Annotated in this window: 21 protein-coding genes and 1 pseudogene; 11 read left to right on the top strand and 11 right to left on the bottom strand. The window is 68.4% G+C overall.

Features of this window, described 5'->3' with window-relative positions; genetic code table 11:
* The first annotated feature begins 38 nt into the window (after positions 1-38).
* The gene (rocD, locus tag OG884_RS27105) at positions 39-1,250 is read left to right on the top strand and encodes an ornithine--oxo-acid transaminase (protein ID WP_326637463.1); all 1,212 of its coding nucleotides are present in this window, start codon (positions 39-41) and stop codon (positions 1,248-1,250) included.
* Between the two features lie 159 nt (positions 1,251-1,409).
* Here the strand turns inward: rocD and OG884_RS27100 are convergent, their stop codons facing one another.
* Positions 1,410-2,987, bottom strand: a complete 1,578-nt coding sequence (locus OG884_RS27100; RefSeq protein ID WP_326637461.1) for a DUF7800 domain-containing protein — start codon at positions 2,985-2,987, stop codon at positions 1,410-1,412.
* A gap of 228 nt (positions 2,988-3,215) precedes the next feature.
* On the opposite strand from OG884_RS27100, the gene OG884_RS27095 reads away from it, so the two are divergent.
* Positions 3,216-4,484, top strand: coding sequence for a Glu/Leu/Phe/Val family dehydrogenase (locus OG884_RS27095; RefSeq protein WP_326637460.1), 1,269 nt, complete (start codon positions 3,216-3,218; stop codon positions 4,482-4,484).
* Between the two features lie 107 nt (positions 4,485-4,591).
* Here the strand turns inward: OG884_RS27095 and OG884_RS27090 are convergent, their stop codons facing one another.
* Together OG884_RS27090 and OG884_RS27085 are read right to left on the bottom strand one after the other, a co-directional pair.
* A complete protein-coding gene (locus OG884_RS27090; RefSeq protein WP_326637457.1) occupies positions 4,592-5,041 on the bottom strand; it encodes an NAD-dependent epimerase/dehydratase family protein in 450 nt (149 codons plus the stop codon).
* Between the two features lie 8 nt (positions 5,042-5,049).
* On the bottom strand, positions 5,050-5,394 hold the full coding sequence (locus OG884_RS27085) for a YrdB family protein (RefSeq protein ID WP_326637455.1): 345 nt from the start codon (positions 5,392-5,394) through the stop codon (positions 5,050-5,052).
* Positions 5,395-5,508: 114 nt separating this feature from the next.
* Between OG884_RS27085 and OG884_RS27080 the strand changes: the two genes are divergently transcribed.
* The 4 genes from OG884_RS27080 (at position 5,509) to OG884_RS27070 (ending at position 9,330) form a co-directional block, all read left to right on the top strand.
* A complete protein-coding gene (locus OG884_RS27080) occupies positions 5,509-6,207 on the top strand; it encodes a TetR/AcrR family transcriptional regulator (RefSeq protein WP_326637453.1) in 699 nt (232 codons plus the stop codon).
* A gap of 114 nt (positions 6,208-6,321) precedes the next feature.
* A complete protein-coding gene (locus OG884_RS27075) occupies positions 6,322-8,523 on the top strand; it encodes a DUF262 domain-containing protein (RefSeq protein WP_326637450.1) in 2,202 nt (733 codons plus the stop codon).
* 235 nt (positions 8,524-8,758) lie between these two features.
* Positions 8,759-9,130, top strand: a complete 372-nt coding sequence (locus OG884_RS37655; protein WP_442811744.1) for a Scr1 family TA system antitoxin-like transcriptional regulator — start codon at positions 8,759-8,761, stop codon at positions 9,128-9,130.
* On the top strand, positions 9,118-9,330 hold the full coding sequence (locus tag OG884_RS27070; RefSeq protein ID WP_326637449.1) for a DUF397 domain-containing protein: 213 nt from the start codon (positions 9,118-9,120) through the stop codon (positions 9,328-9,330). Before OG884_RS37655 ends, OG884_RS27070 begins: the two co-directional genes overlap by 13 nt.
* 196 nt (positions 9,331-9,526) lie before the next feature.
* Here OG884_RS27070 and OG884_RS27065 read toward each other — a convergent pair whose 3' ends face one another.
* The gene (locus tag OG884_RS27065; protein ID WP_326637448.1) at positions 9,527-9,754 is read right to left on the bottom strand and encodes a hypothetical protein; all 228 of its coding nucleotides are present in this window, start codon (positions 9,752-9,754) and stop codon (positions 9,527-9,529) included.
* Positions 9,755-9,850: 96 nt separating this feature from the next.
* Between OG884_RS27065 and OG884_RS27060 the strand changes: the two genes are divergently transcribed.
* Together OG884_RS27060 and OG884_RS27055 are read left to right on the top strand one after the other, a co-directional pair.
* Positions 9,851-10,492, top strand: a complete 642-nt coding sequence (locus OG884_RS27060) for a type IV toxin-antitoxin system AbiEi family antitoxin domain-containing protein (RefSeq protein ID WP_326637446.1) — start codon at positions 9,851-9,853, stop codon at positions 10,490-10,492.
* Between the two features lies 1 nt (position 10,493).
* Positions 10,494-11,381, top strand: a complete 888-nt coding sequence (locus OG884_RS27055) for a nucleotidyl transferase AbiEii/AbiGii toxin family protein (protein ID WP_326637444.1) — start codon at positions 10,494-10,496, stop codon at positions 11,379-11,381.
* 44 nt (positions 11,382-11,425) lie between these two features.
* On the opposite strand, the gene OG884_RS27050 is transcribed toward OG884_RS27055, so the two are convergent.
* A complete protein-coding gene (locus OG884_RS27050) occupies positions 11,426-11,629 on the bottom strand; it encodes a D-arabinono-1,4-lactone oxidase (RefSeq protein ID WP_326647008.1) in 204 nt (67 codons plus the stop codon).
* A gap of 32 nt (positions 11,630-11,661) precedes the next feature.
* Between OG884_RS27050 and OG884_RS37650 the strand changes: the two are divergent.
* Both OG884_RS37650 and OG884_RS27040 read left to right on the top strand, forming a co-directional pair.
* A pseudogene (locus tag OG884_RS37650) lies at positions 11,662-11,820 on the top strand (ATP-binding protein); the annotation flags it as partial.
* Between the two features lie 97 nt (positions 11,821-11,917).
* A complete protein-coding gene (locus tag OG884_RS27040; protein WP_326637441.1) occupies positions 11,918-12,475 on the top strand; it encodes a LuxR C-terminal-related transcriptional regulator in 558 nt (185 codons plus the stop codon).
* Between the two features lie 30 nt (positions 12,476-12,505).
* Here the strand turns inward: OG884_RS27040 and OG884_RS27035 are convergent, their stop codons facing one another.
* The 4 genes from OG884_RS27035 to leuA all read right to left on the bottom strand — a co-directional run bounded on the left by OG884_RS27035 (position 12,506) and on the right by leuA (position 16,441).
* Positions 12,506-12,676 (bottom strand): hypothetical protein, encoded by a 171-nt coding sequence (locus tag OG884_RS27035; protein ID WP_326637438.1) that lies wholly within the window; start codon positions 12,674-12,676, stop codon positions 12,506-12,508.
* 15 nt (positions 12,677-12,691) lie between these two features.
* Positions 12,692-13,147, bottom strand: a complete 456-nt coding sequence (locus OG884_RS27030; protein WP_326637436.1) for an isochorismatase family protein — start codon at positions 13,145-13,147, stop codon at positions 12,692-12,694.
* A 439-nt stretch (positions 13,148-13,586) separates the two neighbouring features.
* Positions 13,587-13,895, bottom strand: coding sequence for an SSI family serine proteinase inhibitor (locus tag OG884_RS27025; RefSeq protein ID WP_326637435.1), 309 nt, complete (start codon positions 13,893-13,895; stop codon positions 13,587-13,589).
* Between the two features lie 833 nt (positions 13,896-14,728).
* Positions 14,729-16,441 (bottom strand): 2-isopropylmalate synthase, encoded by a 1,713-nt coding sequence (gene leuA / locus OG884_RS27020; RefSeq protein ID WP_326637433.1) that lies wholly within the window; start codon positions 16,439-16,441, stop codon positions 14,729-14,731.
* A gap of 284 nt (positions 16,442-16,725) precedes the next feature.
* On the opposite strand from leuA, the gene OG884_RS27015 reads away from it, so the two are divergent.
* Entirely contained in the window at positions 16,726-16,971 is a 246-nt protein-coding gene (locus OG884_RS27015; RefSeq protein WP_326637431.1) for a DUF2630 family protein, read from the top strand.
* Here OG884_RS27015 and OG884_RS27010 read toward each other — a convergent pair.
* Entirely contained in the window at positions 16,965-18,071 is a 1,107-nt protein-coding gene (locus OG884_RS27010; RefSeq protein WP_326637429.1) for a hypothetical protein, read from the bottom strand. The two genes, OG884_RS27015 and OG884_RS27010, sit on opposite strands and share 7 nt — an antisense overlap.
* On the bottom strand, positions 18,068-19,471 hold the full coding sequence (locus tag OG884_RS27005; protein WP_326637427.1) for a transporter substrate-binding domain-containing protein: 1,404 nt from the start codon (positions 19,469-19,471) through the stop codon (positions 18,068-18,070). Before OG884_RS27005 ends, OG884_RS27010 begins: the two co-directional genes overlap by 4 nt.
* Positions 19,472-19,495 lie beyond the last annotated feature (24 nt).

The following is a 19,495-nucleotide window of genomic DNA, read 5'->3' as shown; positions in this document are numbered from 1 at the left end:
GGGCGAAACGGCCACGGACCAAAAGGGGCGGACATCAAATGACCAGCACTGACGACTTCATCGAGCTGAGCGAGCGCCGCAGCGCTCACAACTACCATCCGCTGCCCGTCGTGATATCCGAGGCGCAGGGCGCCTGGGTGGTCGACGTGGAGGGCAGGCGTTTCCTGGACTGCCTGTCCGGCTACTCCTCGCTGAACTTCGGGCACGGCAACCCGAAGATCATCGCAGCGGCCCAGGAGCAGCTGTCCAGGCTCACCCTGACCAGCCGCGCCTTCTTCCACGACCAGTTCGCCACCTTCGCCGCCGGGCTGGGCGACCTCACCGGCAAGGACATGGTCCTGCCGATGAACACCGGCGCCGAGGCCGTGGAGACCGCGATCAAGGTGGCCCGCAAGTGGGGCTACGAGGTCAAGGGCGTCGCCGCCGAGCAGGCCAACATCATCGTGATGGAGGACAACTTCCACGGCCGCACCACCACGATCGTCAGCTTCTCCACCGACCCCGACGCCCATGACGGCTTCGGCCCGTACACCCCCGGCTTCAAGATCGTCAAGTACGGCTCCGTCGAGGCGATCCACGAGGCCATCGACGCCAACACCGTCGCGGTGCTGCTGGAGCCCATCCAGGGCGAGGCAGGCGTGCTGGTCCCGCCGGACGGCTACCTCACCCAGGTCCGCGAGCTGTGCACCGCGGAGAACATCCTGATGATCGCCGACGAGATCCAGTCGGGTCTCGGCCGTACCGGCGACACCTTCGCCTGCGACCACGAGGGCGTCGTCCCCGACATCTACGTGCTGGGCAAGGCCCTGGGCGGCGGCGTCGTCCCGGTCTCGGCGATCACCGCGAACGAGGACGTGCTCGGCGTGATCAGGCCGGGGCAGCACGGCTCCACCTTCGGCGGCAACCCCCTCGCCTGCGCGGTCGCGAACGCGGTCATCGAGATGCTCGGTACCGGCGAGTACCAGGCACGGGCCAGGGATCTCGGCGAGGTCATGCACGAGAGACTGCGCGGCCTGATCGGCCAGGGCGTGGTCACCGTCCGCGGGCGCGGCCTGTGGGCGGGCGTCGACATCGACCCGTCCCTGGCCGGCGGGCGTGAGGTCTCCAAGGCGCTCATGGCCCACGGCGTCCTGGCCAAGGACACTCACGGCTCGACCGTCCGCCTCGCCCCGCCGATCGTCATCTCCGAGGAGGACCTCGTCTGGGCGATCGACCAGCTCGGCGCCGTCCTCGCCGAGCTGGCGGAGTGAGCCACCGGCCCGGACGGGCCGGCAGAGCCCCGACATGACGGAGCCGGTGCGGCTCACGCGTCACGGACGCGTGAGCCGCAATCGCTCCGGGTACGGACAGTGGTTCCGCACCGGGCGTCGACCGGAGAACTCCCGGCGAGAGACAGCGGCCCCGCCCCGCTAAATCCCCTTCAGCTCCACCGTGGCGATCTCCGAGACATCGGTGCCGGTGGCGGTGTCCCAGCGGGCCGACATGGGAGCGGTGTCCAGGGACAGGACGGCCACCGCGTTGGAGAACCACGGGCCGTCGGTGATCCGCCACGTGAAGGGCGTCCTGGGGATCCTGGCCAGGCGGGAGAGCGAGCGTCCGATCAGGCCGGCGACGCCGAACTGGGCGACGATGTTGGCCAGGCGGAGCGTGCGGCTCAGCGGGTTGCGGATCGGCGAGCAGACCAGCTGGTAGATGGGGAGCCCGCGCGCCTTTGAAACGTAGGAGTAGTGCACGTCTCCGGAAAGTATGATCACCGGCTTCCCCAGCCCGGCCAGCAGCCTGGACAGATCCTCGAAGGAGCGCCGGAAGGCCGCCCAGTGCTCCAGGTCCAACGCCTGGCGCAGCGCCTCCGACCAGCGAGCCACCCTGGCGCCCCATGCCCCCTGTGCCAGGGCCTCGTTCCAGTTCTGGATGTGATGGATGCCCGCGGGAAGCAGGAACGGCACCGAGGAGCCGATCACGAAGCGCTTCGCGCCGTCCCCGCGGAGCCGCTCGGTGAGCCACTCCCACTCCACCGGGTCGATCATGCGCCGGTCTGTTGGGGTGAGCCGGCGGGAGCAGCGGGAGTCGAGCATGATCAGACGGGTGTCCCCGAGATCGCGGGCGTAGCTCCACCGGCTGTCGGCCGGAACGTCATAGGCGTGCTCGGCGAAGGCGTCGAGGACCTCCGCACCGTCCCCCTCGGCCGCGCAGACCTTGCTGAGCAGCTCGTCGGCGGCGCGCTCGGCCGGCGACATGTTGCCCAGGTGCTGGTAGACCCAGTAGGCGCCGATCCCGGAGATCACCCGGTGCCGCCACCAGGGGACGCGCTCCATCTGCTCGCGCCAGGTGCTGGAGGTGTTGAAATCGTCGCGCAGGTCGTGATCATCAAAGATCATCGCGGTGGGCACCGTGGAGAGGATCCAGCGGATCTCCGGGTCGGTCCACGCCCGGCGGTAGATCTCGGCGTACTCCTCGAAGTCGGCGATCTCCTTCTTCGGCTCGCTGTCCCGGCGACTCCCGATGAACTCCAGCATCTCGGCGGACGGCTCGTCGGCGTAGACCTGGTCGCCGAGGAGCAGCAGCAGGTCGGGCCACCGGTCCTCGGGAGTCTCCATCAGGGTGCAGCCGTACGCGCGCAGCATGTCCACCCCGTGGGAGATCGTGTGCAGGGTGTCGTGCGGCACGCTGGTCCGGCAGGAGCCGAACATCACCCGGTTCGGCCCGCCGGGGCCGAGCAGGCGGATGCGGCTGGGCGGCCGGCCGGGCGGCGGCCACACGGCCTCGGCGCCCAGACGCACCTCGTAGGCCCCGCCGCCGGCCACGTCCACGATCGCGTAGTGGTGACCGTGGACCGTGAACGTCCCGGCCTGCGAGCTCACCCCACCGACCTCGACCGTCACCTCGCACGGCTCGCTCGTCTCCAGCCATACCGACGCGCTCGTCTCGTCGACATAACGCAACATCGGCCCGACCACAAGTTCCGGCACGTTCAACCCCTCCGCCACTGCACGACGGTAGGAATCCTTTATCGGAGCCCACCGGATTCGTACGTTCCTCCCAGATTGCCCGGAGAGGCCGCCAGATAACAACGCATCATCAGGTCAAGATGGCGCGACCGGGCCCGGGAGCGGTCACGAGAACGAAACACTGCCTGTCCCCGCAGGCAAAAAACCGCACCTACTCTGAGCGTGACCATGTGCTCCGTACGGAGGTTTCCTTTGAGGACGCTCACGGTGCCGTCGACGACGCCGGCCACCACCGCTCCCGCCAGCCCTGGCCGGCAGGCTCTCGACTCCGCGCTCTTCCAGCTCGACCAGGCGGCCGACCGGCTGGGCCTGGACGACAGCCTGCGTGCCATGCTCGCCACGCCCCGCCGCTCACTCACCGTGTCGGTTCCGGTCCGCCGCGAGGACGGCCGGATGGACGTCGCGCAGGGTTTCCGGGTGCAGCACAACATCACCCGCGGCCCGGCGAAGGGCGGCATCCGCTTCCACCCCCGCACCGACGTCCACGAGGTCACCGCGCTGGCCATGGGGATGACGTGGAAGTGCGCGCTGGCCGGCCTCCCGTACGGGGGCGCCCAGGGCGGCGTCTCGGTGGACCCCGCCTCGCTGAGCACCCGCGAGCTGGAGCGGGTCACCCGCCGCTACGTCAACGAGGTCCTGCCGATCGTCGGCCCCGAGCGGGACGTCCCGACCCCCGACGTCGGCACCGACAGGCGGACCATGACCTGGATCATGGACACCTACTCGGTGAACGCGGGCTACCCGGTGCCCGGCGTGACGATCGGCGGACCGACGACCTCCGGCGGCGCACCGGAGCGGGTGGAGGCCACCTCGCGCGGCGTGCGGATCGCCACGCTCAGGGCCATGCGCGGCTCCCCCCAGGGCCGCACCGTCGCGATCCAGGGCTTCGGCAAGGTCGGCGCCCCCGCCGCGCGCCACCTCGCCGACGCGGGCTGTCTCGTGGTCGCGGTCTCCGACAGCACCGGGGCCGTGGTCAACCGCTCGGGCCTGGACGTCGACGGCCTGCGGGCGTGGTCAAAGGAGACCGGCGGAGTGCGCGGCTACCCCGAGGCGGACCCGCTGTCCCACGACGACCTGCTGGAACTCGACGTGGACGTGCTCGTTCCCGCGGCCCTGGAAGGGGCGATCACCGAGGAGAACGCCCCCCGGATCAGGGCAGGTCTGATCGTGGAGGGTGCCAGCTGCCCCCTCACGCCCGGGGCGGACCGCGTCCTCGCCGACGCGGGCATCACCGTGGTACCCGACATCCTGGCCAACGCGGGCGGCGTGATCGTCTCCTACCTGGAGTGGCTGCAGGAGGCGCAGGGTCGCTCCTGGAGCGCACGCGAGGTGGACGCGAGGCTCCGCGGTCTCGTGGAGAACGCGTTCGACACGGTCACGGCGGTCTCGGCCGAGTGCGGGATCACCCTGCGCCAGGCCGCCCACGTGATCGGCGTCGGCCGGGTCGCCGAGGCGCACCGGGCCCGCGGGCTCTGACCCCGAAGCGGCTCGACGACCTCTCCGTGCGCCTCCGTCGCGACGTGCACGAAGGCCGCCTCGACCCCCGCGCCACCGCACGCGCCGTACGGCAGGCGACCGCGTCCCTACGCCGCCGCGGCCAGACGGTCACGCCACCACGCGATCGTCTCGGCCAGCGCCTCGTCCATCGGGGTCGGCGCGATGCCGAAGGCGGCCTGGAAGTCGCCCGAGTCCAGGACGAAGGGCCGGACGAACTGGTAGCGCAGTTCCTCCAGCTCACCGAGCATCGGGGAGAAGGCCCCGACGGTGCGCAGCAGCGACGCGGCGAGCGGCGGCCAGTCGCGCGCCCACCGGTGGTAGGGCGGGTTGACGCAGTTGTAGAGGACCGCGGCGCCCTCGGTCAGGGCGGTCAGTCCCGCGCGGTCGCCCGCGTCGGCGGCGACCCTGCGGATGCCCGGCACCTCGGGTCCCGAGCCCGAGCGGCTGACGAGGACGACCTCGTGTCCCTGCCCGGCCAGCAACCGGGCGACCTCGGAGCCGACCTGACCGGCTCCCGCGACGACGTGCTTGGCCATGATCTTCCTCACTGATTCCAGACGAGCCGCAGGGCGGCGTTGACGACGAAGACGGCGGCGAAGGCGACCCCGGGGACGACGCGGCCGGCCATGACCAGCGCCACGGCGCCGCCGCCGAACCAGAGCACCTCCAGGACGGCGCGGGCGAGGCCGGTGAGCGGGATCAGCGCGCCGTTGGCCGCGCCGAAGATCGCCCAGGCCGCGATGAACAGCGCCGGCCCGCCAAGGCCGAGGAGCAGTCTCACCGGCCAGTTCGAACCGGTGACGAAACCCCAGTAGCCGACCGAGGCCAGTACGCCCAACTCCAGCAGGAACATGACGAGCAGGTTGGTGTTCTTGGCCAGGGACATCATGGGGGGCTCCTCAGAGATTACCGCTCCGCTATGAGAGCAATGCTCTCGCCAAAGAGCACCAGTCGTCAAGAGCAGTGCTCTCGTTTCTTTCCAGTGCTCTGATATGGTCACGGCATGACTTCGAGGCTCACCGCACGGGAGAGGGTCAGGGCCGAGCTGACCCGCGAGATCACCGACGTCGCCCGAGAGCAGCTGGCCGTCGACGGCGCGAGCGGCCTGTCCCTGCGCGCGGTCGCCCGCGAGATGGGCATGGCCTCCTCCGCGATCTACCGCTACTTCCCCTCCAAGGACGACCTGCTCACGGCCCTGATCATCGACGGCTACAACGCCCTCGGCGAGGCCGTGGAGAACGCCGACGCAGCCGTCCCGCACACCGACCACACGGGCAGGTGGATGGCGGTCTGCCACGCCGTACGGGACTGGGCGCTGGCCCACCCGCACGAGTACGCCCTGCTGTACGGCTCACCCGTCCCCGGCTACCAGGCTCCGCAGGACACCGTCCCCGCCGCGGTCCGCGACACCGTCGTCTACGGCCGGATCGTCTCCGACGCCCATCGGGCCGGAACCCTGAACCCTCCCGGCGACCATCCGCCCGCCCCGCCGTCCTTCCGCGAGGACGCCGCGCGCCTGCGCGAGCTGATGCCCGACGTCCCCGACGACGTGATCGTCCGCGGCCTGATCGCCTGGACCGGCCTGTTCGGCTGGATCAGCTTCGAGCTGTTCGGCCAGTTCAACAACGCGATCCTGGACCGCACCGCGGCCTTCGACCACACCATGCGCTGCCACGCCCGCACCCTCGGCCTGCCCGCCTGACACGTCACGACTTAGCGGCGATCGGTAACGCTTGTGGGTCTGGCGTGATAAATGAGATGAATGGCTCTTGAATGAGCCGTTCCCCCCCCACAGGCGAGAGGCGCTGCCGACTTCATGGTGGACAGTCCCATCCACGGCGAGGGTGTGACGGTCCGCACCCTCTTCGAGTGGAACTCCTTCGCGTTGGACTACTACCAGCGTGAGTACACCTGGACCCGGCACGAGGTCAGCACCCTGATCGACGACCTCAGCCAGCGCTTTCTCAGCCAGTGGAACCCCCTGCACGACCAGGAGGAGGCCAGCCGCTACGCCCCGTACTTCCTGGGCCCCTACGTCTACCACGAGAGCAGGGGCCGCACCTTCCTCGTCGACGGCCAGCAGCGCGTCACCACCCTCCATCTCGTGCTGATCTATCTCCGGCAGCTGCTGCTCGACCAGGAGATGTGGATCAACGTCGACGAGTTGGAAGGGCTCACCTACACGGCGCGGCACGGCAGGCGGAGCTTCAAGGTCGGCAGCTCCGAGGAGCTGTCCCGCGCGCAGCTGCTCAATTCCCTGGTCACCGATTGGAACGGTCTCAAGGGGTTCACCCTGCCCGACGACGCGCACATCTCGGTGCGCAACCTGCACGACCGGAGCAGGGAGATCGACGGGGAGTTCCCCGAGGTGCTACGGGGCGAGGCCCTGGTGCCCTTCGTCCGGTGGCTGCTGGACCGGGTCTGCCTGGTCGGCATCCGGGCACTGGACCAGGAGAACGGCCGCGAGATCTTCGTGTCGATGAACGACCGGGGGCTCCGGCTGAGCCACGTGGACCTGCTCAAGGGCCATCTCTTCCGGCGGGTCGGCGAGCAGCCGCGCGAGGAACTGGGTAGGGAGTGGGCCGATATGCTGGCCCGTCTCACCACCTCGGAGACCGACTCCCCCGAGGCCAACACGCCCAGCGCGTACGTTCGCTCGTTCCTGCTGGCGCAGTATGCGCACCTCGACAAGGACTCCAAAGACGCCGCCGAGATCGGGCGGGCCGTCCATGAGTGGATCCTGCGCAACGACGTCCAGCTCGGCCTCGGCCGCCCGGCAGAGGCCGAGAGGTTCGTGCGGAGGCTCACGGACGTGTCGAAACGCTACTGCGAGCTGCTCCGCGCCTGCCGGGAGTTCACGCCCGCCCTGGCAGCCGTCTACTTCAACGGCTACAACGGCATCGACAACCAGTTCACGCTGCTGCTCTCCGTCGTCTCTCCCGAGGACCCCGACGAGGTGTTCGTCCGGAAGACCTCGATGGTCGCCTCCTTCCTCGACCTCCTCTACGTGCGCAGATGCGTCAACAACCTGCCGGTGCAGCGCCGTGACCTCGACGAGGTCATCCACCGGCTGATTCCGCTGCTGCGAATCTGCCGGACCGCCGAGGACATCGCCACGGTCCTCGGCCGGGAGACCTCCCTGCTCGACCACGACTTCCGCGAGCTGGCCTCCTTCGGGCTGCGGGCCAACAACCGCCGCGTGGTCCGCTACCTGCTCTCCCGGATGACCGCCCACGTCCAGCGCGCCTGCGAGGGAGGGCAGCACGAGTACGCCTTCCTGCGGGGGCGGCGCGACTACGAGATCGAGCACATCTGGGCCAACCGCTTCGAACGGTACCGGGACGCCGTCAAGACCACCGCGGAGTTCTACATCCGGCGCAACCGCCTCGGCGCCCTGCTGCTCCTGCCCAAGTCGATCAACGCGAGCTTCCGCGACGACCCCTACGACAGGAAGATCGAGCACTACTACGCGGAGAACCGGCTCGCGGCCTCCCTGCACCCCAAGAGCCGCCTGCGCAACACCCCGTTCACGCACTATCTCAAGGACTCGGGGCTGGACAAGGCGTTCCGGCCCTGCCCCAGTTTCGGGGTACGGGAGATCGAACAGCGCCAGCACCTCTACCGGCTGCTCTGCGAGGAGATCTGGAACCCGGCCAGGCTCGGCTTCCGCCTGCCGGTGATCCCGCTCCCGACTCCTGTCGAGTCGCCCACGGCCCGCCGCCACTACGGCGTCGAGGTCGCCGACCTGATCAGGAGCGGCCTGATAGCGCCGAACACCAAGATCTTCCGTACGGTCAAGGGCGAGGTCCACCACGCCACGATCGAGGAGGACGGAAGGATCAGGCTGGCGGCGACGGACCAGGCGTACCACTCCCTGTCCGCCGCCGGGGCCGCGGCCGCGGGGAGCAAGGCGTGCGCCGGCTGGGACGTCTGGCGCATCGACCGCGACGGCGCGGCGATCCCGCTGAAACGCCTCCGCGAGGAGGCCATCACCCGCGGCCTCGTCTCCACCCCCTGACGCTCCGGCAGCCGGGGATGAGACCTACTCTCTCACCGCCGGACCGGTGGCCGGAAGAGGAACGGGCCGGGTGGGCGTTCGTCGCACCGGCGCAGGTGGAATCGGAATGCTTGATCGAGTTTTTTACCAGCTCGGAAGTCGCCAGTACGATGTCGTCGACCATTGGATGATCGACACCGAGCCATTCGCGCACTTCAGAGCGGGCTCGTGAGACGGATTCACGAACGCTGGGCAGATCGATGCTGCCGAGAATCCTCGGCTCCGGAGTCGTCGCTTTCATGGTTTCACCCGCTTAGAAGAATCATCTCCGATCAACCTCCCGACCATCCCAAGTTTCGGCTACATCCGGTACCGGATCACCATTCAGGTTCTTCCCTTCAAGGCATACTCAACGACCGGCCTCGCCGGTGGGTTCGCCATCGCACAGGCTCGGGGAACCTTCGACACCGCATACGTCGAGTCTGCTGGGGTCATGAGCCGAGTAACAGAGCGACCAGAGGACGTGAGCGTTTTAACATACAGATACGAGGGGATTCGTTCCGAAGCACTGTCCCAGCGCGAGTCCCTAGAATTGATCAAGGAGACGACGCAGCGATGGACGAGTTGACCCAGGAACTCAACACTGCCGTCTGGCGCAAGTCCTCCCTGTCAGGACCCGACGGCGGCAACTGCGTTGAAGTCGCCGAGTTGTCCGGCGGCCGTAAAGGCGTCCGAGACAGCAAAAATCCAACCGGCCCCGCACTGGTCTTCACCCCCGGCGAATGGGACGCGTTCGTCAAAGGCGTGAAGGGTTGCGAATTCGACTGACCGCTCCCCCTGTTTCCGAGGTTTCACCGGCGTGAACTCGGCACGAGCACCGGATCCTGTCTCCCTCCTCCTAACGGGACGCCCATGATCCCCGAGGCGTGCCACGACCCCGCGGTGACGATCATTATGGAGCCGTCGACAGCCTCTACCGGGAGAACGCCTTCTGTGCGGCACCGCGGATGACCTCGCCCAGGCGCTACCGTTCCCCGTGCAGTGAGATGAGGGCGACGAGTGACCCGGTGACGGCAGGAAGGACCCGCTGCAGGACGCGCAGCTGCTGCGTGCCGGCAACGTCGTCGGGAGTCTCCTTGCCGGGCTTCACCGCGTCCTCCATCGGCACGTCTCCCGCGCCCGCGAGCTTGGCGCCGAGTACTCCGGTGTAGGCGGTCGGCCGACGACCAACCCCGGAGGTTGCGCTCGGCATGCTCACGCCCCATGCGTGAGCCCCATCCAGCAGACGACCCTCATGGCGCAACTGTTTCATATATGAAAGAGTTGCGCCATGACTAGAAGTAGCGCAATGGCCACCCTCGGCTCTATCGGCGAGGCACAATGGGGCCTTGTAACGACGAGGCAGGCGGTCCAGAACGGCGTCTCCAATCTGGACATGACCCGGCTCACCCAGGATGGAGTGCTCAACCGTGTCGCTTATGGTGTCTACCGCGTTTCAGGTTCACCCGCCGGTCCGCTCACCGAACTGCGTGCCGCATGGCTCATGCTCGAACCACAGACCGAGGCCGATCTTCGGGGCATCGGCGCCGGGGTCGTCTCGCACGGTAGCGCCGCCGTCGTTCACGGCGTCGGAGACTTCACCGATGAGGTCCACGAGTTCACCCGAGAGAGGCGCGGAAGATCTCGTCGCCCCGATGTCCGGATCCATTCACGGCCGATTGGCCCGGAATCCGTCGTGTGGGTGGATCAACTTCCCGTCACCTCGATACCGCGACTGATCGACGACCTGCTCGCGGATCGCCATGACGGCCAGCACGTGGCGCACGTCCTGACGGACAGCCTCGACAGGGGCCTCTCAACGCCGGAAGAGGTCGCCGAAACGATAAATCACCATGCCGCGGCGTACGGCGTCACTCCGGCTGAAACATTTCTAGATCATCTGATTGGCCTGGTCAGACCAGCATCTCCCGGGAGCCCTCATCACAACTAACATGCCGTACGCCTCTCCCCGTGCGTTTGAGGCGGCGCTCACTGCCCGATTCAAAATGCTCGCGTCGCAACGCCCTTACTCGATGTCGCAACTGCGCCGCCAGTTCGCCTATGACCGAGCGCTTGCCCGCTGCTTCTCCGGGCCATCGAGCGATCGATGGGTACTCAAAGGGGGTATATCCATCCTCGCTCTCCTCCAGGCAGCACGACACTCTTCGGACCTTGACCTCTGTACAACGGCCCCCAGCAGCTCTGAGGCATTCCACGCTCTCCAATCGTCCCTGAGCCAGGACCTTGGCGACCACTTCTCCTTCCATCTTCAACAACCCTCACTACTGATCCAAGGCGTGGAGGGGGTCCGAGCTTCCGTAACAGCGTTTCTCGGACGTCGCCCCTACGAACGTTTTCACGTAGATCTGGTAACCGGCGTGATCTCCACCGGGACAGTGGAACATGCTGATCCACTCGTTGCACTTGGCATTCCTGGGCTACATCAACCGCGATATCGCCTCTACCCGCTGTGCGACACCCTTGCAGACAAGATCTACTCGATCGGGAAATGGCACAGTGATCGTCCCAGCACGCGCTTCCGCGACCTCGTTGACATCGTGCTGATCGCGGTCAACCGCCCTGTGGACGCCGCCCGGATGCACTCCGCGCTGAGCTGTGAGCGGCTACTGCGGAAGGGGATCCAGCCGACGACCGTCACTGTGGCCGACGAACCCCTCTGGGAAGCCGGATACGCGAAAGCCGCGGCATCAGCCCCCGGTCTGGCCGGATACCGTGACCTGCACTCCGCACTGCTCCTGGCGAGAAGGTTCGTGGATCCCGTGCTCAACGGGGTGGTTACCTCGGGGACGTGGGAACCGACCACACTGCGTTGGCAGTAGCCGGCCATCCGGCGGATCCATGCTGTTGTGGCCCTACCGAACCCTTACCTGGGCTCTGCTCCCGCGAAGAGACGATCGTTCCCGAACGGGTTGCGGAACTTGCCCGTGGGGTCGTGGTCGGCGGCCAGCCGCCGGAAGTCCGGTAGCCGGTCGTACAGGGACGCCAGGCGCTCGGGGCCCATCAGGAAGAGCTTGCCCCAGTGGGGCGGGCCTCGAAGGGCTCCAGGAGCCCGGCACGAGTGCACCATGAGTACCGCTGACCAGTGGATAATCTTCAACCGTGCTGTATGGGAGAGATCGGGAGACCGCGGTCCTCGACCGTCTTCTTGACGGGGCCAAGCGAGGGCAGGGCGGGGCCCGCGTGCTCTGGGGCGATCCAGGCATCGGCAAGACGGCGTTGCTCCGGTACATCGAGGATCGCGCCGAGGGGTTCGTCGTCCTGAGCGGCAGGGGAACCCGATCGGAGTCCGCCTTGGCCTTCGCCGCCCTGCACGAGCTGGAGCGCGGCCGCGCTCCCCGAGCTCATCGAGGCCGCGGTGCTCACGGGGCGGGCGGACCTGGCCATCCCCGCTGTGGACGAACTCGCCGCACTTACCGAAGCATCTGGCACCGATTGGGGCTTGGGCGTCCTGCTGCGCAGCCGCGCCCTGCTATCCGACGACCCGGACGACCTCTACCGGGAAGCCTGCGCCCGGCTGGGCCGAACCCGCGTGAACGTGCAACTGGCCCGGACTCACCTGCTGTACGGCGAATGGCTGAGCCGCACCGGCCGTCGCGCCGAGGCGCGTGCCCGGCTCCAAGAGGCGCATCGGCTGCTGGACGCCATGGGCGCAACGGGATTCGCCACCCGGGCCGCCCGCCGATTGCGCGCACTGGGTGAACGTCCGGCCGGCGGCACCAGGCCGGCCATCGACGTCCTCACCTCGAAGGAGGCGAACATCGCCCACCTGGTGACGAGAGGCCGGACCTCGAGGGAAGTGGCCGCCGAGCTCTTCCTCAGTCCACGAACCGTCGAGGCTCACCTGCGTAACATCTTCCGGAAGCTGGGCATCAACTCGCGCAGGCAGCTGCGAGACATGAACCTGCGAGTGTGACCGGCCCGGCCCCGGTCACACTCGCAGCGCTCATTTAAGGCCGAGGAGCTGGAATTCCCAGGCGAGGGCCGCCCCGAAGCTGCCGCCGTGCGCGAAGAAGATCTCGGCCATGCCCGGCACGGTCTCTTCCCTGGCCCAGTCGCGCTGCCACTCGCCGAGCATGGTGACGGCAGCGCTGGGGATGACACCCGCCTGCACCATGCGCTGTACCGCGCGCTAGTGCGCTTCCATCGAGGTGGCGCCGGAGGCGTCCGTCACGGCGATCACCCGATATCCGTCAGCCATCGCGTGCACCGCGGGGAAGACCACACAGATGTCGGTGTAAAGGCCGGCGATGACGAGGTCCTTACGCCCCGTCGCCGCCACCGCCTCCACCACTCGCTGGTCCTCCCAGCTGTTCTGGGTGGTGCGGTCAATCGGCTCCTGATCGGGGAAGACGTCCTGCAGCGAACGGAGAAGACGGCCACCCCGATCGGCGACCACGGTCGTCAAGATGGTGGGGATGCCGAACAGCTTCGCCGCCTTGGCCAGGGCGAGAGTGTTGTTGATCACCAAGTTGCCGTCATGGCTCTGCAGACCTGCAAACTGGGCACCCTGATGGTCGATCAGCAGCAGGACGGCGCTGTCGGGGGTGGATAGAGCTTCAAGGCCGATGTACGGGTTAGTGGGCACTTTCTGGCTCCTTTCGAGCGACAAGGTGATGCTTGCATCGATCGGAGCCCCTCCGCCTCTGCGAAAACTACCTATTGCTCTTGCCAGGTGAACGCGCCGGGACGGGACACCGCCGTTCGATCCATCGCCCGGCGCCGACCGTGACCGTGCCGCGTACCGGGTCGAACTCGGGTGGCCGTGCGGGGCACGGGTCAGGACCGGTGGTCGGGTGGGGCACGACGGCGACATCACCGTGCCAACGGTAGGTCAGGCTCGTACGGTGGCGGGAGGCCCGCCACCGTACGAGCCGATGTTCCTTGGATCGACGATCACCTCTACCGGCGATCAGGTCGCCGACGGCTCCCGCCGTTTCGCGGCGAAGGTGCGACGGGGCCGGCCTGATCCTCTCCAGGCGCCGATGAGTGACTGCTCTCCTGTCCCGGATCCGCAAAAGTCGGGTCTAGAAGTCGAAGACCGGACCTGTGGCGGCGTGCATGTCGCACTCGTTACTGAAGGTCCGCCGGTACTGGATGTACTGGCCGTCCCACATGCCGGTCGCGCTCGCCGTCGTGGGGTCGTACACCCGCGCGCACCCCATCCACGTCGGCCTGACCCGGGCCGGGTCGCCCTGCGCCGGGTAGAGCGCCGCACACGCGTCCGCCGCGCGCGGGTGCGTGCCGAAGACCGGCGAGCAACTGAGCTGAACGCTACGGGTGCCCGACCTGCCCGCGATGGTCAGCGATAGATCCCTGCCCAGTGGTACGCCCACCGTCACGGGCCACGGCGGAATCGGCCACCCGGTCGGGCGGGGCGGAATCGGGCGCGGCGGCCACGGAGTCGGCCACGGCGGAATCGGCCATCCGGTCGGCCTGGGCGGGAACGGGCGCGGCGGCCACGGAGTCGGCCACGGCGGAGGCGGGATCGGGCGAGGCGGGATCGGCTGACCCCACGTTCCGGGCGGCCACGGGAGCGGAGGCCGTGGCGGGAACGGGGGTCGCGGGGGTGGAATCATCGACCCGGGCCCCGGAGGAAGCGGCCCGGGCCCCGGAGGCGTCGGCGGTCGCGGGGGCAGCATGATCGATCCGGGCCCCGGCGGCATCGGCCGCGGCGGCCACGGAGGTGGATCGGCGATCGGCCGGCCCGCGGCCGGGGCGGGCCCGCGGCCCGGCGGTTGCGGCAGCGCGTCCGCGGCGGCCGTCGTGCCGCTGAGAAGGACGAGCCCGGCGGTGGCCAGGCCGAAGATACATCGCATGAATTCCCCCGATGAATACGAATTTCGTACATAGCCGAAAATGTCGCTTTCGGTTTGTTCGGGGGGAGCGAATTACACCCTGAGCTGCAAAGATGCTATGTCGCTAACGATGGGGTACCTCGGAGCGACTCGCCGTGGAATGCCATGAATTCACCAGTTTGGAAAGGCCTCGGCCGTCGATCGAACCCGGTTCGCACCGCCGGTCGCCGCCACGGAAGGGTGAAACGACTCGACCGCGCGTCCGCGGGTTACGCGGGAGGCGCGGTCGAGTAGGCGACAGATGACCTTGTGGGTCGTTGTCAGGCGCGTTGCCCCGGCGGATCGTGCCGGGGACAGCGCGGAAGGCCGTCCTAGCGGGTGGCGCGGTTGACGGCGGAGATGACGGCCTTGAGGGCGGCGGCGGTGGTGTTGGCGTCGATGCCGACGCCCCACAGGGTCTGGCCGGCGATCTCGCACTCGATGTAGGAGGCGGCCTTGGCGTCGGTTCCGGCGCTCATGGCGTGCTCGGCGTAGTCGAGGACGCGAACCTCGACGCCGACCCTGGCCAGCGCCTCGCAGAAGGCGGAGATGGGGCCGTTGCCGACACCCTCGATCTCCCGGATCTCCCCGTCGACCCGCAGGTCGACGCTGATCGCGTCCTTCTCGTCGCCCCGGGAGACGGTGCGGTGGGCCAGCAGGCCCAGCCGGCCCCACGGGCCGGCCGCGTTCGGCAGGTACTCGTCGGCGAAGACCTCGAACATCTGGGCCGGGCTCACCTCGCCGCCGAGGGCGTCGGCGCGGCCCTGGACGACGCGGGAGAACTCGATCTGCAGGCGGCGCGGCAGGTCCAGCTGGTGGTCGGCCTTCATGATGTAGGCGACCCCGCCCTTGCCCGACTGGCTGTTGACCCTGATGACCGCCTCGTACGTGCGTCCGATGTCCTTGGGGTCGATCGGCAGGTAGGGGACCGCCCAGGTGAACTCCTCAACCGGGACGCCCGCGGCGGCCGCGTCACGCTCCAGGTGCTCGAAGCCCTTCTTGATGGCGTCCTGGTGGGATCCGGAGAAGGCGGTGTAGACCAGCTCGCCGCCCCACGGGTGGCGCGGGTGGACGGGCAGCTGGGTGCAGTACTCGGTGATCCGGCGGATCTCATCGATGTCGGAGATGTCGACCTCCGGGTCGACGCCCTGCGAGAACAGGTTCATGCCCAGCGTGACCAGGCAGACGTTGCCGGTGCGCTCGCCGTTGCCGAACAGGCAGCCCTCGATCCGGTCCGCCCCGGCCATGTAGCCCAGCTCGGCGGCGGCGACGGCGGTGCCCCGGTCGTTGTGGGGGTGCAGGGACAGCACGATCGAGTCGCGATAGGCCAGGTTGCGGTGCATCCACTCGATCTGGTCGGCGTAGATGTTGGGCGTGGCCATCTCGACGGTGGCGGGCAGGTTGATGATGACCTTGCGGTCGGGGGTGGGCTGCCACACGTCGTTGACGGCGTCGCAGACCTCCACCGCGTACTCCAGCTCGGTGCCGGTGAAGGACTCCGGGGAGTACTGGAAGTAGATCTCCGTGCCCTCCAGCTCGGCGGCCAGCTTCTTGCAGAGCTTGGCGCCCTCGACCGCGATCGCGGTGATGCCCTCGCGGTCCTGGCCGAAGACGACCCTGCGCTGGAGGGTGGAGGTGGAGTTGTACAGGTGGATGATCGCCTGCTTGGCCCCGCGCACCGACTCGAAGGTCCGCTCGATCAGCTCGGGCCTGGCCTGGGTCAGGACCTGGATCACCACGTCGTCGGGGATCAGATCCTCTTCGATGATCTGTCGTACGAAGTCGAAGTCGGTCTGGGAGGCGGCGGGAAAGCCCACCTCGATCTCCTTGTAACCCATCTTCACCAGCAGCTGGAACATCTTGAGCTTGCGGTGGGAGTCCATGGGGTCGATCAGCGCCTGGTTGCCGTCACGCAGGTCGACGGCACACCACCGGGGTGCCCGCTCGATGACCTTGCCCGGCCAGGTGCGGTCGGCCAGCCGGATCGGGGTGAAGGACTCGTAGCGCTTGAACGGCATGGGACTGGGTTGCTGCTGCGGATACATGCAAAGGCTCCTCGACTGGAAAACAATCGTGGCCGACACGCATGGCTCGCTCCGCGACGAGGGAGCCGGCCCTTACAGGCCCTCGTCGCGGCAGCTAAGAAGAAGCCCGCGCAGCATGCACAGCACGCTATCAGACGGTTCCGAATGCCCGGGCCACGGTCTCACATGGCGGGACTCGAAGATCTTCGACGCGAATCACGCCACCGCCGTCGACTCGGTTTCCAACCGTGCGATCACCCGCTGATTGGATACAGTCCAGATGAACTCTGACAGGGGGAACCGACATGAGGGACGGCGACATCCTCGCCCACATCAACGAGCTCATCGTCGAGGAGCGGGAGCTCCGGAAGAAGCTGACCTCGCACTCGATCTCCTCGCACGAGGAGAACAACCGGATCAGACAGTTGGAGGAGGCTCTCGACCAGGCATGGGACCTGCTCAGGCAGCGCCGGGCACGCCGCGAGTTCGGCGAGGACCCCGACTCCGCCGCTCCCCGCCCGATCGACGAGGTCGAAGACTACCGTCAGTGACCGTCCGGATCGAAAGACCCAGCCGAGGCCGGAGGCGGTGTCGAAGACCACCGTCGGTGACCGTCCGGACCGAAAGACCCTGTCGGGGTCGGGGACGGTGAGGCGGGGGCGGGTTCCTCCACCGGGCGGCCATCGCAGCGCGAGTCGGCCGAGGCCCGCTGCGAGACCGGGGCGAGCCAGGAGATCACACTCTGCTCGACGTACCAGCCGTGCAGGTTCGCCCACGTCCTGGGCACCTCGCCGGGGTCGGGGCAGAGGACCTTCGACCGCAGCCGGTCGTTGGGGATGAAGCTCACGGCACCGTCACGGTGCAGGACCGTGGTCATCAGGTCGTCGCCGGCGACCATGTAGCCCACGACCACCTCGGGGGACTTCTCCCCGGTGATCTCCAGGGCGATCAGCGGGAGGATCGGCGCCCTCATCACGACCGCGCCGACCAGGAACGGGGTGAACACCGCCATCGCGATCGCGATGCCGTGGGTCAGCACCCTGGCCGACGCCGCGGGCACCGGGCCGGTCAGCAGCGGCGCGCACACCGGGGGGAGCGTCAGCAGGATCGCGGTCGCCACGTCCCGCTCGGCGAACGCGGTGACGACGGCCGGCCACAGCAGCACGTACGACAGCACCGCGGCGATCAGCGGCAGCGCGTAGCAGAACGTGACCCGCAACTCCTCGTGGTCCGGGAACCGCTCGCGCACGATCAGGCCCGCCAGCGCGAGCGACAGCATCATCAGCGTCGGCAGGAAGCGCAGTTGCCAGGTGCCCACGCCCACCACGACGGCCAGGCCCGCGACCCAGCCGGGCAGCCGCTGGGCCGCGCGCACCAGCCATGAGGAACGGCCCGTGCTGATCCAGCAGAGGGTGCCGAGGAGCCGGCCGCCGACGACGACGACGGGCAGCACCCACACCGTGGTCAGCAGGATCGCGCTCAGCATGCCCAGCGGGCTGATGGTCTGCACGAGCAGGAGCAGCGTCTGGGTGTCCTGTCGGCTGGCGTACCACAGCCGCATCACCAGCAGGATGATCGGGAACACCGGCAGCAGCGTGAGGAACCACTCCTGGTTCCTCGGCGCGTTCCTGACCCGCCTGTCGGTCTTCAAGGGGCGGAGGGACAATCCCGGGCGGGGAGGGTCCGCTCCCATGGCCAGCGGCGCACCGGCGGGGGAAGCGCGCACGGCTGCTCCGCCTGGGCCACGTTCACCCCCGGGTTGGTCTTCAGCAGCGGTTCGATGTGGGCCTTGTACGCCTCCTCCCAGCGCTGGTTCTGCGGGTCGGCGTAGGAACGGTAGAGCGCGAGGTCGACCAGGGTGCGCAGCGCGGCGTTGGGACCCGCGTTGACAGCCCACATCTCCGTCTTCTCCAACGCGATGTCGTGGTGGCGCAGGTTCCTGTCCTGCGTGACGAACCCGGCCAGGAGTGCCGCGTCGGTGGTCACCGCGTCGATGTCGCCCCTCCGGAGACGTTCCACGCATTTGCTGATCAGGCCCTCGGCGATGGGGTTGCCCCTTATCGCCTTGCTCAGCTCGGTCAGGGAGGTCGAGGTGCCGAGCGAGCAGACCTTCCTGCCCTCAAGCTGCCCCAGGGAGGCGACGTGTTCGTCCTGGTAGTCGGATCTGGTCACCACCGACTGCTCGGTGAAGAGGTAGGGCGTGGAGAAGCCGACGGAGGGGTCCGCCTTGCGGGCGGGCGTCACGCTGAAGGTCGCCACCACGAGGTCGACCCTGACGAATTCCCCGTTCCCATTCCGGGCCTGCATCCGCGCCCTGTCCTCGGTCTCGATGGACATGAACTCGACCTGGTCGCGCCGGAAGCCCAGATCCGCCGCGATCAGGTAGGCGATGTCGATGTCGAAGCCCTCGAAGCCGGACCCGTCCTTCGACCGCAGGGCGATGCCCGGGGTGTCGTCCTTCACGCCGATCCGGAGCCTGTCCTTGCTGAGGAGTCCCGCCTTCTCCCGGAGCTCGGCCTCGGTGGGCGGCCCGTTCACCCACGTGATGGACACCCCGACCACGACCGCGGCGACGACCAGCGCGATCCAGGCGGTCAGCCGGAACCGCCGGAACCCGCGCCTGGCGAACGGCCCGGCCGGCATCCCGGGGTACGCGTCCTCGAAGACCCGCGCGTCCTTGGGCCGTGGGTCGTGACCGTGCCCGTCGTCGTCCCACCGGTCACGCTCGTCGGACCGCCGCTCGTGACCGTGCCCGTCGTCGTCCCACCGGTCACGCTCGTATCGGCCGTCGAAGCGCCGCTCACGGTCATGTCGATCATCGGACCGCCGGCCACGGTCGTCACCTGACTGTCGATCATGCTCATCGACATCCCGGCCTCGGCTCTCGTCACCGGGCGACCTGCCGGTCCCGCCGCCGGATCGCCCCTCGCGCTCGTCGCCGGCCGGTCCGCCGCCCCCGCGACCGCCCTGCCGGTCGGAGCGACCGTGGTGCTCGGAAGGGGTCGGTGTCCCCTCCGCTCGCGTTCCCGCGTCCGCAGGTTCCTCCGCCATGACCCCCCCGGACTCCCTTTTTGC

It is taken from the genome of Streptosporangium sp. NBC_01755 (assembly GCF_035917995.1).
GTDB lineage: Bacteria > Actinomycetota > Actinomycetes > Streptosporangiales > Streptosporangiaceae > Streptosporangium.
The sequence above is the reverse complement of the archived record's forward strand: the minus strand, read 5'-3'. Positions and strand labels throughout refer to the sequence as shown.